The sequence below is a fragment of the Waddlia chondrophila WSU 86-1044 genome (genome assembly GCF_000092785.1).
Classification (GTDB): Bacteria; Chlamydiota; Chlamydiia; order Chlamydiales; family Waddliaceae; genus Waddlia; species Waddlia chondrophila.
In genome coordinates this window covers 725573-740448 of record NC_014225.1, presented here as the reverse complement: position 1 = coordinate 740448, position 14876 = coordinate 725573, and the positions used below count along the sequence as shown (strand labels likewise).

General features: G+C 41.7%; 11 protein-coding genes and 1 tRNA gene. 10 read left to right on the top strand and 2 right to left on the bottom strand.

Annotated features, from left to right (window positions below; genetic code table 11):
• Positions 1 to 8 precede the first annotated feature (8 nt).
• A complete protein-coding gene (locus tag WCW_RS03270) occupies positions 9 to 2450 on the top strand; it encodes a bifunctional UDP-N-acetylmuramoyl-tripeptide:D-alanyl-D-alanine ligase/alanine racemase (RefSeq protein ID WP_013181765.1) in 2442 nt (813 codons plus the stop codon).
• A gap of 15 nt (positions 2451 to 2465) precedes the next feature.
• Positions 2466 to 4019, top strand: coding sequence for a carboxypeptidase M32 (locus tag WCW_RS03265; protein WP_013181764.1), 1554 nt, complete (start codon positions 2466 to 2468; stop codon positions 4017 to 4019).
• Here WCW_RS03265 and WCW_RS03260 read toward each other — a convergent pair.
• Positions 3987 to 6212 (bottom strand): hypothetical protein, encoded by a 2226-nt coding sequence (locus WCW_RS03260; protein WP_013181763.1) that lies wholly within the window; start codon positions 6210 to 6212, stop codon positions 3987 to 3989. The genes WCW_RS03265 and WCW_RS03260 overlap by 33 nt on opposite strands.
• Before the next feature lie 162 nt (positions 6213 to 6374).
• Between WCW_RS03260 and WCW_RS03255 the strand changes: the two genes are divergently transcribed.
• The 8 genes from WCW_RS03255 (at position 6375) to WCW_RS03215 (ending at position 13396) form a co-directional block, all read left to right on the top strand.
• Positions 6375 to 6459: transfer RNA gene (locus WCW_RS03255), tRNA-Ser, on the top strand.
• A gap of 147 nt (positions 6460 to 6606) precedes the next feature.
• Positions 6607 to 7710, top strand: coding sequence for a tyrosine-type recombinase/integrase (locus WCW_RS03250; RefSeq protein ID WP_013181762.1), 1104 nt, complete (start codon positions 6607 to 6609; stop codon positions 7708 to 7710).
• A gap of 97 nt (positions 7711 to 7807) precedes the next feature.
• Positions 7808 to 8767, top strand: coding sequence for a tyrosine-type recombinase/integrase (locus WCW_RS03245; protein WP_013181761.1), 960 nt, complete (start codon positions 7808 to 7810; stop codon positions 8765 to 8767).
• Between the two features lie 171 nt (positions 8768 to 8938).
• Complete coding sequence (locus tag WCW_RS10420) at positions 8939 to 9172, top strand: hypothetical protein (protein WP_041941496.1); 234 nt, start codon at positions 8939 to 8941, stop codon at positions 9170 to 9172.
• 4 nt (positions 9173 to 9176) lie between these two features.
• Positions 9177 to 9434, top strand: coding sequence for a hypothetical protein (locus WCW_RS10245; RefSeq protein ID WP_041941495.1), 258 nt, complete (start codon positions 9177 to 9179; stop codon positions 9432 to 9434).
• Between the two features lie 25 nt (positions 9435 to 9459).
• The gene (locus tag WCW_RS09675; protein WP_049767111.1) at positions 9460 to 11283 is read left to right on the top strand and encodes an AAA family ATPase; all 1824 of its coding nucleotides are present in this window, start codon (positions 9460 to 9462) and stop codon (positions 11281 to 11283) included.
• A gap of 201 nt (positions 11284 to 11484) precedes the next feature.
• Positions 11485 to 11916, top strand: a complete 432-nt coding sequence (locus WCW_RS03220) for a hypothetical protein (RefSeq protein WP_041941494.1) — start codon at positions 11485 to 11487, stop codon at positions 11914 to 11916.
• Positions 11897 to 13396: a terminase large subunit gene (locus WCW_RS03215; RefSeq protein ID WP_013181758.1), complete on the top strand. Its 1500-nt coding sequence runs from the start codon at positions 11897 to 11899 to the stop codon at positions 13394 to 13396. Before WCW_RS03220 ends, WCW_RS03215 begins: the two co-directional genes overlap by 20 nt.
• Before the next feature lie 557 nt (positions 13397 to 13953).
• Here the strand turns inward: WCW_RS03215 and WCW_RS03205 are convergent.
• The gene (locus tag WCW_RS03205) at positions 13954 to 14862 is read right to left on the bottom strand and encodes a DnaB-like helicase C-terminal domain-containing protein (RefSeq protein ID WP_013181756.1); all 909 of its coding nucleotides are present in this window, start codon (positions 14860 to 14862) and stop codon (positions 13954 to 13956) included.
• Between the last annotated feature and the right edge of the window lie 14 nt (positions 14863 to 14876).

Genomic DNA, 14876 nt, shown 5'->3' with positions numbered 1-14876 from the left:
TAGCGCCTATGGATGCATTTGATCTAAGAAACTGGTCCGGATTCATTTCTGCCGGAGGGGACTCCAACAGACCGGCTTTGATTGATCAAATTGTCATTGACACGAGAAGGATTTACGCCTCAAACGCGTTGTTTGCAGCTTTAAAAGGGCAACGTCAAGACGGACATAGTTTTGTTTCCGGAAGCGGCGCTAAATTCGCTTTAGTAGAAAAACACTGGGAGGGGCCAGCAGACGGTCCCTCTCTTCTCAAAGTGGACGATCCGCTCACAGCTTTTCAAGAGATTGCCGGCAGCTACCGCTCTCAGCTTAGAGGGAATGTAATCGCAGTCATCGGATCCTACGGAAAAACAATGGTTAAGGATCTGCTGCGCCACCTACTATCTTCCTCATTTACTGTTGCTTCATCTCCGGAAAGCTTCAACAGCCAAGTCGGCGTTCCGTTAAGCTTGCTAGGTGCGGCAAAGGCGCATGAGCAGGTCATCATTGAAGCAGGATTTTCCCATCCTGGAGAGATGGCAAGACTATGCAAAATCATCCGTCCCTCCCATATCATCCTCACCCATGTAGGCAACAAGCATCTGCACACAATCGGCTCCAAAGAACAGATTGCTCAGGAAATGTGTCATTTTTCCCTTTCCTCGGATGCATCCTGGACCTTATTACCAAAAGATCCGATCCTTAGTCCTCTTCCAAAGCCCTACTACTGGGACACCCCTCAGCCTAACCTGCCTCATGCTTCTTTTCACGAAAACAGCAAAGCGATCACCGTGCAGTTTCCTAAAGGAGATGCCCATACGATCTTGCGGCCGCTTGGGATGAGCTATATCCTCGATCTGATCAATATCGGATTAAAAGCAGCTTACCTTTTGGGAGTTCCTGAGAAACAGATCGTTGATGCTTTGAAAACTTATCAGCCTGAGCCAATGAGCACTGAAATTTGGAAGTCTCAAAACGGCGCGACCTTCATCAACGAGACTTACTGTGAAGATCCGCAAAGCCTGGACTGTGCATTGCGCCGCTTTGATTTTCACTCTCCGAAAGGAAAAAAAACGCTTCTATTTAGCGGTATCAAACAGAATGATCCCGCACTTGATGCCAGAATTGGAGAGGCAATCGGAAATTCCATGCCTGATACTTTGATGTTAATCGAACCTTCCTTCCAGCTAGAGCATGCAGTGAAAACAATTGCGCCTCAAACAGCCATCCGCCATTTTTCCACCGTTGAGGCAGCTTTGAAGGATCATGCCGGATCGATGAGGCCTGAAGACATTCTGATCGTCAAAGGAAAAAAGAAGCTGCCGTTCGATCAACTGACACAAACAGTGCAAGGCAGCATTTTTTCTAACCAGTGCCGCATTAATCTAGCGGCGATTGCATCCAATATCAAGCAGATCCGTTCCCGCTTGACTCCTCATACGGAAATCATGGCGATGGTCAAAGCTACAGCTTATGGAACGCAAGACGCCCTTATGGCCAAATTCTTAAAAACAGAAGGGATCCGACGGCTGGGAGTCTCTTATATTGATGAAGGAATTTCTCTCAGGAAAGAAGGGGTGGATCAAGACATTTTTGTGTTGAACGCAGCGCCCTACGAAATTGAAAAAGCTGTAAGCTGGCAGTTTGAAATTGCCGTTAATGATAAGGAGACCATTGATCAGATTGGGCGCATGTCTTCAGAGAGGGGCACCATCACGCGCGTTCACCTGCATATTAACACTGGAATGAGCAGGTTGGGTTGCAGACCTGAGGAAGCACTTCCATTGGCCAGAATCATTCAAGCGCACCCTCACTTAAAACTCGAAGGTGTCATGACTCATTTCGCTTGCTCCGACAATCCTGATGAGGACACTTTCACTTTAGAGCAATCCCGCATCTTCGACCACTCCATCGAAGCGATTGAACAGGAAGGAATTTCGATCCCTTTTCGCCATGCATGCAACTCAGCAGCTGCTTTGAGGCTCCATTTTCCTCAATACAACATAGTCAGAATCGGGATGGCTCTTTATGGCCTTTGTCCTGGAGGAACCCTTGCTCTTTCCTTGCATTCCCGTATTGTGGGCATCAACCACTGTATTAAAGGGGAGACGATCAGCTATGGCCGCAGCTATACAGTACAAAGGGAAAGAGAGAAGATTGCCGTGATCCCCATTGGGTACTATGACGGGCTTCACTTAAATTACAGCAGCAAAGGAAAAGTGATGATCCATGGGGCGGAAGCTCCCATCGTCGGCAGGATCTGCATGGACTACATGATGGTTGACATCACACACATTCCAGACGCTTGCATCGGTGATCCCGTTCTCATCTTCGGCGAAGATGCCGAAGGGAACGTTTTATCTCCCAATGAGTTAGCCGAGCAGGGGAACTCATCCGTCTACGAATTGATCTCCTGTCTCGGCCCGCGGATACAACGCGTATTTATTCATGAAGAGAACGATAAAATCATGTAAATAAGGTTTAAAAAGATGACTAACAGTGAAAAAGCGTACCAAGATCTTTGCCAGCTCTCGCGCAGAGCAAAAATTCTAGAAGGAATCAGCCACCTTCTTGAGTGGGATCAGGAAACCTGCATGCCTAAAGCCGCGTCCCCGATCCGCGCCGAACAACTTCAGATAATCGCCGGATTAATCCATAGACAAAAGACCGGCAAACCCTTTGCCGATGCCCTTTCGAAGCTGGTCGATTTAAAAACAGGCAGCGTTAAGCAAGACGGGTTAAAGCCTGAGCAAAAAGCTGCTTTAAAGAGGTGGCACAAAGATTATAAGATGCAGACATCATTGCCAAGCGCCTTTGTCGAGCAATTCGCTAAAGTCACATCTGAAGCGCATCTCGTTTGGGATCGGGCAAAAAAACAGAACGATTTTGCTTCATTTCTCCCGACGCTTAAAAAGGTGATCGATCTTAATAAGCAAAAAGCCGAATATTTTGGATATTCTGATCATCCTTACGACGCGCTTTTGGATATTTACGAGCCTGAAATGACAAAAAAGGAAGTGGAAAAGGTCTTCAGCTCCCTTAAGAAGTCAATTATGGAGCTTCTTGGGAGGATACAGAAGGCTAAGCAGATTGATGATTCCAAGCTACAGTTGCGTTACCCTCCTTCCCTCCAGCTTTCTTTTGGAAACAAGCTTGCAAAAATGATCGGGTATACGGATGAAAGAGGGCGGCTTGACCTTTCAACGCATCCATTTTCTTCAGCTTCCCATCCCACAGACAGTAGGATTACAACTCGGATCATTCCAAATTTGCCGATTAGCAACATTCGCTCGATTCTTCATGAATGCGGGCACGCTTTTTATGAAATGGGGCTTCCGGAGCAGCACTACGGGACTCCTTTAGGGGAATCTGTTTCCTTAGGCGTGCATGAAAGTCAATCGCGCTGGTGGGAAACGCGCATCGGTCTCAGCAAGGGATTTTGGAAATTTTTAATGCCTCATATGAAAAAGCATTTCAAAGGCAAACTTGATGGCATCAAACTGGAAACACTTTGGAAAGGAGTGAACAAAGTAGAACCTTCTTTGATTAGAGTTGAAGCAGATGAGGTCTCTTATGCTTTGCACGTCATTCTTCGGTTTGAATTGGAGGTGGCGTTGATTGAAGGGTCGCTGTCTCCCAAAGACTTGCCGGAGGCTTGGAACCAGAAAATGGAGGAATTGCTAGGAATCGTACCTAAAACTGATTCTCAGGGCTGTTTGCAAGATATTCATTGGTCAATGGGAGCGTTCGGTTATTTTCCTACTTATGCTTTGGGAAATTTGTATGCTTCGCAATTTTTCGAAGCGTTTGAAAAAGCGCATCCTGATTGGGAAAATTTAGTCGAAAAAGGCGAATTTGAATTTATCAAAAAGTGGCTGACAGACAACATTCACGTGCATGGCCGCCGTTATAGCAGCCGTGAGCTGTTAAAAAAAGTTTCGGGAAAAGCGTTTACTTCCGAGCCTTTCGAGAGCTATTTGAACAACAAATATTCAAAGATATATATCGGTTCATTGCCTAGGAAAGGCCAATTCCGACCTTAATATAGGACTATGAAAAAGGCTGCCTAGCAACTCATCGAAAGCTTTTGCAAAAGCTTTCTTTCCCATCTCCTGCTGAGTCGATTCAATTCTTTTGAACGCTGTGATCATCCTTCCAAATCTATCTGTATGAATAATGCGCTCTCTCGAAATAATGGCAGGCATGAAAAGAGAGGTGCAATACTCCATGTATTCATCATTAGACAATACCTGATTGTTAATCATTTTCAAAAAACCAAACAACTCTGCACTTGCACACCCGCCAATATCTATGCCATCTTTGCACGTCATACTGAATGTTGCAGGCTGCTCTTCCTCAATAATTTTTAATTCCAACAGCATGTAGAAAATTTCAATGAAATCCAGCCTATCCTTAACAGAGAGCACATTCCGCTCATGAAAAAACAACTTGTGAACCCCTTCAAACAATTGATTGATAAAATTGGGAAATAGCTTCTTTGAGAGATAGAAGGGAAAGACAAAACCACAGCTTTCATCCGAAAGGTTATCTTTAAAATGCTCAATGAAAAGTCCCGCTTGGTGGTCGTCTTGGTATGGAGAGACTTGGTGATAAAAATCAGTATCCTTAGGCAAAGAGACCACTGTCAGATACTTGGAAAACAACCTTTGATTCGAAAGTTGTTCTAAATTCACTGCACGCACGTGTTCTTTCCATGACGTTCTGTCCTGAAAATTAAAGAGAAGATGCTTCCGTTTGAACTGCCCGCTCATGTAGGCACGCAAAAATCCCTTAAATTCATTGACAATCTCTGCCTGATGAATAAACCCTTGATTCATAGGAGCTGGAAGATGCAAATTAGTGATTCTATTTTCTCCCATAAAAAGAGAATACATGACGCCGGGCAAATTCAACTGCGCAATTGGATCGAAAACGTGGTAGGCCCCCTTTTCCAAAACTTCTAATACTTTAACCAAAGGGCCATTAGGATGCGTCTTCATCATTTTGCTCAGTGCAGCATAGTCCCCTGCCAGTCGACTCCACAATGTATTAGACTCCTCTGCAGCCTTTTGATGCTCTTCAGACTGCATTTGATTCGCTTCTTCCACCATTTTCTCAAATACCGTCACCAATTGTTGATACGCTTTAATACGCGTGAACATCGCTCTTGAAAGTCCATGAACAAGATCCATTAAAATATGCGCCATCTTACTCGATTTTTTAGGCGGATAAGCTAAATAACGTTGATATTCCCCTGTGACATATGCATTTCTTAGAAAATGATGAAAATCAATAAAATATTCCGTACATGCTTTAGTCGGCGCATTTGACAGTAAATTTTTAGGGCAAGCACACATCATAAGAGCAACAACTGCTTTATATAATTCGGATGCCAACTCCCTTCTCCAAGATTCCTTTGCCTCACGAAAAAACCTGTCCAAGATACCTCCTTGAGCCTGAAGAATATTTCTCGCAGCAACATGAATCAAATGATCTTGCCAAATATTGATCTGCTCCAAAGGATCTGATGATTTTTTAGACCGGATTTTCTGACCAAAATCCGCTGTGAGTTTAATATTGCGTATCAAACGGGGGTTAAAAAATCGCGAACCATCCTCCTTTCTCAGGAAAAATAATTCATATTCCGTATCGTTTTTCACCGACTCCATGTCAATGAACACATGCTTCACACTTATCATCGGCTTAGCTTTCAGCTCAGCTTTAGCCTTTCGCTTTGCCATGGACCCTTTAGTCAACTCCAGGATCCATTTACCCAAAATCCCCTCATCAATCTTTCTGGCAATGCGAGTCAAATAAAACTCTTGAAGATCGCGATACTCTTTGAGATTTTTAACGCTTCTTTCTTTAGTCTCTTTAAAAAGAGTGGTAAACTTGTCTAGCTTTTTTGCTGCCTCGCCGACAAGTACCATGATTGTTTTAACCCCCTCCATCACTTTCGGCTTCGAAACATAGCTATATTCGTGTTCGTAGAAATCCTTTAAGTACTCATGGACAACGTGAAAAGTTTCTTTAATATGTTTGACAGTATTTTGCCTGTCTTCTGTTTCCAGCCAATGCATTGTGTGTGCAGTGACCATTTCGTCTTGCTCTTTGATCTCTTCGTCATTTGCCACCTCGATTTCTCGCTCGAAATCAATATCGACAATACTGGAGAGTGTTTCGACGGCATCTAATATAGACAAATAATTTTGTTTATCGTATTGCTTATTAGGCATAATTATCCTCCTTAAAGAGTCATGCCTCTTAGATTATATTCTAAAATAATCATAATGCTTATCTATTTTAAAGTCAAAATTTTACTAATACTTTTATATTTATTATTTTTCTTGATTAAAAGAGCGCTAAGATGTATAAATTTGGGAAGATTTACAGTTTCTGGAAGAGTGGCAGAGTGGCCGAATGCGTCTGTCTTGAAAACAGAAGACCTGCAAGGGTCCGGGGGTTCGAATCCCTCCTCTTCCGTTTTACATATCCCCTTCCACAATATATTCTCAACGACAGTGATTAATCGATTGCTGTGGTATGAGATTTTTTTGTTTTTATGGTTTTTTAGCCATAATGCACAAATTATGCACAGCAATCCTCAACAACTGTGTAAAAAGGTGTATTATGGCAAAAACCAAAGCGACCAAAGAACCCGGCATCCAAATCATTGAAGGGACAAGAGGCTCTTATTATAGAGTCCAAATCCGTCTAAAAGGATGCCCCCATATTTCAAAAAATTTCGACTCTTTTCAAAAAGCCAAAGACTGGAAACGCAAAACCATCGCGGCCATTCAGTCTGGCCAACCATATGAGACGACCGAAATGCGCCGCTTAACTCTAAGCGATCTCATCGACAGATTTATCTCCTCAGACCTCCTAAAGCTCCGCAATCACAAAACCATCAAGGGTCACCTCAGTTGGTGGAAAGACGAGATAGGGTACTGCATCTTAAGTCAACTGCGAGAAGACATCATCGCTCAAGCTCGAGACAAGCTAAAAGAACAGCCAGATAAATGGGGACGCTCTCGTTCATCAGCAACCGTTAACCGTTATTTATGCTCTCTGGGCTCTGTTATTAATTTGGCAGTACGTGAATGGAGGCTCCTCCCTTACTCCCCTCTCAAAAACGTCAGAAAGCTTCCCGAACCTCGCGGAAGAGAACGATTTTTGTCTAAAGAGGAGAAAAAGCAATTATTGCTCGCCTGTCAAAACAGCTCCTGCAAACTCCTCTATCCCATCGTCTTACTGGCTTTATCAACAGGGATGAGAAAAGGAGAAATTCTCAATTTAAAATGGAAGCACGTCGATCTAACCAATGGAAGCGTTACACTTGAACACACCAAAAACAATGACCGCCGCGTTGTCCCGGTTCCCGATATTTCATTGAATATTTTAAAAAGCCTCCGTGCTCATTGTGCTCATTTTGGTGAACTTACCGACGAATATGTATTTTCTCAAAAAAAGGGACATAACCCTATAGATTTCCGAGCCTCATGGAAGGCAGCATTAAAACAAGCGAAGATAAAAGATTTTAAGTTTCATGATCTTAGACACGATTTTATCACCACTTTGAGTGAGTTAAAATATCCCCTGCACGTGATCAGCAAAATTGTTGGGCACAGAAGCCATACAATCACAGCAACTCGATACAGCCACCTCGGATTAGATCACGCCAAGGAAGCATCTGCAGATATTGGTTCTTACTTTGAAGGTTTATGTACACAATAGATGACATATTGACATTTTTTGAGAAATATCGTATTTTGCAAATAAATTACTTTAATTGTTGGGAACCTGTGGAAGGGGGACAAACAAGTTGGGAAAAATGACAAATAAGACTCTAGAATCAGAAACTGCTCATAAACTTTGGGCACAGCAAGTTACAGCAAACCAAGAAAAGCAAAAATTAATTGACGGACTGTGCCACTCCTCTATTGAGGATGCGGTCGGATTTTGGTGGCTATATTTCAAAAAAAGCTCAGCTTCAGCCACCATCCAAAATTACCGCAACTATCTCAAAGACCTGGTAAGACGACATATTTTGCATGTGTCTAACGAGAAAGGTCGCCCCTATTCAATAATTGAGCTACCAGAGCAATACCCGACCATCTGTAAAGACCTTGACTTGGATGAATCCCTTAATATCAATGAGAAAAGATACCGCCTTAATGCTCTGATTGCCTTCACAAAATTTCTAGAAGAAATCACTGAAAGTAAAGTAGTCCCTCTGATTCCCCCGATTTCATTTGGCTTCAATCTGACAAATGAACAAGAACCTCCCCTTGTTTTAAATGATCAAAATTTACGCCAGCTGCTTCACGAGATCAAGGAATGTAGCCTACGCGACTATTTGATCGTTCGGCTCGTATCATATTTCGCACGCAGCCTACATCAAATCCTGAAATTAAAAACCAATAACATCAACTTTACATCAAGTCTCATTCAATTTAGCGATGGTGAAGATACTAACCTCCCTTTAAGCAAAGATTTAGTAGAAGACCTCAAAAAATATATTGAAGCCACCAAAGATCAAAGAAAAGACCTAACTTTATTTATAACGCGAGCTGGAAAACCCGTTTACAGAACTCATTTTCAACATATTCTTGACCAAGCAAGTGAAAAAATTCAGCTTGGATTCCGAGCAACGATAACAATGCTTCAATGGAGCGAAGTTGCAAAAAGTTTAACTCATCATCAGAGGAATATTAAAGAAGTACTCGATGAATTTAAGATTAGAAATATACCAAAATTTTTGGAGGAGGAGTTAGGAATAAAGAGAAAATAGAAAAGAAGTTGGACCTAAGTGCTCTAACACCTAGGTCCAAGAAAAGCAGGTTTCGCGACCCGAGCTTTACTCCATTATTTTCATCTATTGGTTTTGTGTCAATTGCTGATATTGGCTCAATGCTGTCTTTATCTTCCTGATCTTCTTCCTTATTAAATCAAAGGAGCAAGCATGACATCGAATAATCTTTCTCAAGACAAAAGCAACGAAGTAATTCCTCACCTACTGACCATTCGACAAATGGCGCAAAAACATCCATTCATGACAGAAAACAGCATCAGATGGCTTATTTTCAAAAGTCCCCCTGGATTAGAGGACTGTCTTGTAAGAGTTTCCCGACGAATTTTTATCGACGAATCTAAATACTTTAACTTCTTGAAACAACTTAAACACCATCCCTGTTGATATTATGAATTCATCGACTGCGTTTACTCTAGACGGAGCTCTCTTCGCAAAAAAGATTATTAAGGAAAGCTACGAATTCACATCAAAACGTTTTCAATTCAGCGTTACGAAAAATAATGTAAAACAAAAACAAATTTGGCTTGAGAGAGTTCTGCATCTAATGGGGGAATTAAATTGGGTTGATTCTCTGATTTTAAATTTAAGTCAAACAGATAAAGCCGATATTTATGGGGAAAATTTTGGTAGTAACCTTAACACATGAACTTCACCAGCAATGCATTGAAAGTATGTCCAAGAATGGAATTCCTTTTGATGGCCCATTAATATCTGATGGAGAGATTCACCGATTTTCGCGTGATTCAAAAAGGAGCCAGCCGGATGAATGGTATGTCTGTTATGAAGGCATGTCGATAAAAGACAATCCTTATCTAATCTGCTGTTATGGCACATGGTCTGGAAATCAAGAAAGATTTGTTTACAAAAGTTATGAAAACCTTCCTCAGTCGAGTCCTGAGCGACATCAACTAGAAGAAGAGTACAGAAAAAGAAAGAAACACCAAGAAAGTCTATTGCAAAAAGAGCAAGAAAAAAGAGTTGCCAGAGCAAATGAAATTTGGGAAGAATCGAGCAATCAAGATCATTGTCAAGGTCATTCGTCATACTTGGAGCAAAAGAAAATCAAGCCTTATGATATCAAGTATAGAGTTGAAAGAGAAGGCTCCCCTGTTATCGTAATACCCTTGAGGAATACCGAAGAGGAACTCCAAGGGGTTCAGTGCATCTATGAAGATGGCAAGAAACGAATCTATGGCCTTAAAAAGGGAAATTTCCATGTTATCGGGTCGTTAGAAGGATCTTCTAAGGTTTATGTCGTTGAGGGATACGCTACGGGGGCGAGTGTTCACGAGGCAACAAAATGCCCTGTAATCGTCGCATTTGATTGCGGGAATTTAAAGCCTGTCATCGCAAGCTTTCGCAAGAAATACCCTAGAGCTAAGATAACTATTGCCGCTGATAATGATGACGGCAACGCTCAAAATCCGGGAAAAACAAAAGCCGAAGAAGCTGCGAAAGAATATGATTGTGAAGTTGTCTTACCGGCTTTCACAAAAGAAATGCAATCGACTTGTAGGTTAACTGATTTTAATGACCTTCACGTCCATTGCGGGATTGATGAAGTTTTGAAACAGCTCTCATCGATCAAGACTTCTCTTCAAGTGTTAACGGCCAACGAGCTGTTATTAATGAACATCAAGCCCAAAAAGCTCATCATCGATCCTTGGCTACCGGAAAAGGGTCTTGCAATGATCTATGCCGAGAGAGGAATAGGGAAAACTTACTTGTCTCTCACGATCGCTTATGCCGTTGCATGCGGGGAACCGGTTTGTAAGTGGAAAATACCAGAAGCAAGAAAAGTTCTTTATATTGATGGCGAAATGCCTGGAGAAGCCCTTCAAGAAAGATTACGGTCAATCTCCAAGATGTTTAAAAATACCCCTCCAGAAGACTCGTATTTTCGCATTTTCTCACAAGACTTCCAGCCTGATGGGATCAGAGATCTTGGAACCTTTCTTGGACAGGAAGACGTGAATGAGCTGATCTCTGATACAGATGTGATCATCCTCGATAATCTATCAACGCTGATAAGGTCTGGGAAAGAGAACGAGGCAGAGAGCTGGCTTTTGGTTCAAGAGTGGGTGCTTGCACTAAGACGGCAAGGAAAGTCTGTTATTTTCATCCACCATGCTGGAAAAAACGGCACTTCTCGCGGGACGAGTAAAAGAGAGGATGTTTTAGACACCGTGATCAAATTGAAAAAACCAGGCAATTATGCTCCCGAAGACGGGGCGAGATTCGAAATTCATTTCGAAAAATCGCGCGGGTTCTTTGGAATAGATGCGGAGCCATTTGAAGCCAGATTAAAAACAAATACAGATAATTCCATCGAGTGGAGCTGTAGCAAGGTAGACGGATATGAAGTAGAGATACTAGCCGAACTGTACATGGATGGGATGACGAAGCAGAGAGATCTAGCTAAAGAAATGGGTATCTCAGTGGGTAAGGTCAACAAGCTTGTAAAGGAGGCAAAGGAGAATGGATTGCTGAAGTGACAGATGTTCAGTGGTAGAGTTGTTCATTTGTTCATTTCTTAGATAAATGAACAAATGAACAAACCTGCTCCTTCTTGAACATTGAAATGAACATCGCCTGAACAAAACATCTTAAGTCATTGTAAATAACATATTTACGGTTTTTTCAGAAATAAACATAAGGGAAAAATGGTTAAAAAGTGCGTGAACAAAGGAGGTTTTATGCCAGCACCAAAAGGAAATCAATATGCGGTCGGGAACAGCGGACCAGCACCAAGTAAATACACCGATGAATTCATCGAACAAGAAGCCATTGCTTTTGTTCACTGGTTTTCCAAACCCAGGAATATCTACTTTAAACGTTTTGCCTTGGAGCGAGGCTACTCACCTGACGAGTTAGCCAGGTTTGCAAAAAAGAGCGAAGTCTTCAAGCGAGCGTACTTGTTCGCCAAGGAATGGCAGGAATGTAAAATCGTTGAGGGGGCCTTGTTTAATAAACTTAATGCCAACTTCGCCAAGTTTGCCATGGCCAACCTTTCCAGTTGGTCGGACAAGCAGCAATTAAGCGGCGATGTCTCAAACCCGCTCACGCTTCTCATGCATAAAATCGATGGCTCTACCAAGGATTTAGTGGATGACAACCCAGGATGTTAAAGAGGCAGAAAAGCTTCTCAGCGATCCCGTATGGAGGCTCAGTCATCTTTATTGGATCATTGATAAGACGGGATCACTGAAACTGTTTAAACCCAACTGGGCGCAAGAAAAACTCTATCAGGAGATGTGGTACTGCAACTTGATTTTGAAGGCAAGACAGCTCGGTATCAGCACATTTATCGGTCTTTTATTTTTGGATCGTTGTCTTTTCAACAGCAACCAACATGCCGGCATTATTGCTCATACCAGAGAAGATGCTGAGATACTTTTCAGACGAGTGAAGTTTGCTTACGACCACTTGCCTCCAGAGATCAAATCCCTTCGCCGGGCTAACACAGATAACGCAAGAGAGCTTCAATTGAGCAATGGGTCAACTTTGCGAGTTGGGACCTCCATGCGCTCTAGCACCCTTCAATATCTTCATATCAGCGAGTTTGGGAAGATCTGCGCCAAGTATCCAGAAAAAGCCAGGGAGATCATCACGGGGTCTTTAAATGCAATTGCACCGGGGCAATATATCTTCATTGAATCAACTGCCGAGGGGCGAGAGGGATATTTTTACGAGATGTGCAAAGAAGCGCAGGCAGCTCAAGACTCAGGGAAGAAATTAACCTCCCTTGACTTCCGGTTTCATTTCTTCCCATGGCATGGGCATCAAGCGTACAAAATCGATTCTCAGACCTTGGAGCTACCGTCCCATATGCAGAGGTATTTTAGCCGATTAGAGGGGATTCTGGGACGTTCCTTGTCTCCGGAACAAAAAGCATGGTATATCAAGCGATCCGAGACTCAGGGTGAGGATATGAAGCGGGAGTTTCCTAGCACTCCTGAAGAAGCATTTGAGGTGTCCAATGAAGGCCTGTATTATGGCCGGCAAATTGTCGAAGCTCGGCAGCATGGGCGTATTAGAAATGTCTATTATGATGCCAACGTACCTGTTCATACCGCGTGGGATCTGGGGTATAATGACTCCACGGCAATCTGGTGGTATCAAGTCTGCGGGCAAGAGATCCATTTGCTTGAGTACTATGAAAACAGCGGAGAGCCTCTTACACATTATCTTCAGATCGTAAAGAGCAAGCCTTATGTTTATGGCAAACATATTGTCCCTCATGATGCAGCGGTTCACGAGTACAGCACAGGGCTCTCAAGGGTTGAGGTGGCGCGCAATCATGGCGTGTCCTTCACCATAGCCCCTAAGATTGATCTGATCGAAGGAATCGATGCCGTGCGTAATATTTTTAATCGTTGTTGGTTCAATGAAGGCAAATGCTTATCAGGGATCAAAGCTCTCGAGAATTACAAGAAAGAATGGAATGATCGTCATGGTTGCTGGTCAAGCCGTCCACTCCACAATTTCGCCAGCCATGGAGCGGATGCCTTTCGGATGTTGGCGGTAAGTTTTAACAAGCTTGGCGATAAAGGATTGACGGCGGATCAATGGAAAGTTCTAAGGGAGCATCAACTCAATGGGTTATGATTCTAAAAGAATGGCACCCAATTATAAACCCTTTCGATTAAAACAGGATTATAACAAAAAAGGATAAACGCAGAAAGTGTGACTAAATCAATTAGTCCTGCCACCAAAAAGGCTGTAATAGCTACCCCAAACCAACACCAAGCACCTAACCAAGGAAGTGTCAGAAAATTCGGTATATTCGGTGTGCTGAATAAATACACCACAAGCGCAGGCCAGATACAAATGAAGTAATAGCTCAAAATCTTAGAGATGGAGCTGAATCCAACTAGAAGGGGAACTCTAATTTTTTCCGACTCAACTCGGTCAATGAGATTGCCTACCGCAAGAAATGGCAGCATAGCGAGTCCATAAATCGCAGCAAATATCTTTGAGAGAACAAAAAAAACTATTGCAACGCAAATTAGAATAAATAAATATAATAAATTGATTATTAAAAAATTCATATAAAAAAACTAAATATTATTTATTTTTCAATACCCTGAAAAGTCTAATTAATATTAGAAATGAAACCATTAAATATATAAAATTCATTAAATTCATAAAGTAAAAATATTAATTCATTCGAAAGTATTGATAGGGATGTAGTTGCAAAATTGTGAAATTTCTTTTCGGAAAACTAAATTAACGCATCCCAAGCACCCATTCCTGTTTTTTCCGATTATGATCTCTGCCATTCCCGGTTTGTCCATTGGATCATAGTATTCTCTTCTGAGAAGAAACATGATGAGGTCCGCATGATTTGAAAGTACTCCATAAGGAAGGTCTTGCATCATAGGACGGTGCCCCGGCCTTTCATCGACTTTTTTATTTAATTGACTTAATATTACAAAAGTAACTTTTCTATTTATAGCCAATAGCTTTAAATGTCTAATAAAGTCAACACCGCTCGTATACGGTTCAGATCTAATATTATTAACAATCAAATTGAGGTAATCTAAAAAGATTACATCTCCTTCGTTACAAGTTTGATCCAAATATTCTAAAACATCTTCTTCATTTCGAGGAAGTTCTTGTAAAACTTCAAAATCCAATGCTTGGAGATCCTCTACTGCATTTTCGATCTCAATTATTTCATCTTTATCCAAAATTCCTTTTATTATCTTATCTGATTCAATATCAGATTTGTTAGAAAGTAATCTTAAAATAAACTGTTCTTTTGTTGATTCGAAATTGAAGTATTTGATTTTGTTGATATCTTTTAATAAGCCAGACTTTTTTAAACTTGCTATATTTAATGCAATATTAATGCTTAAAGCTGTTTTTCCCATTGCTGGGACGGAAGCAATTACATTAACACCATGCTCAACTAAACCACACAGTTGATCAATATCAGAAAATCCGGTAGGAATTGCATTGTACCTGGAAGGTATGTCTGAATTATGTTCAGCATAGTGATTTTTTCTCTTGATTACTCTTTTATAAAAAGGAGGCTCTTTTGTTAAAAGGTCGGATAAACTAATTGTCATAATATTTTCTCTAT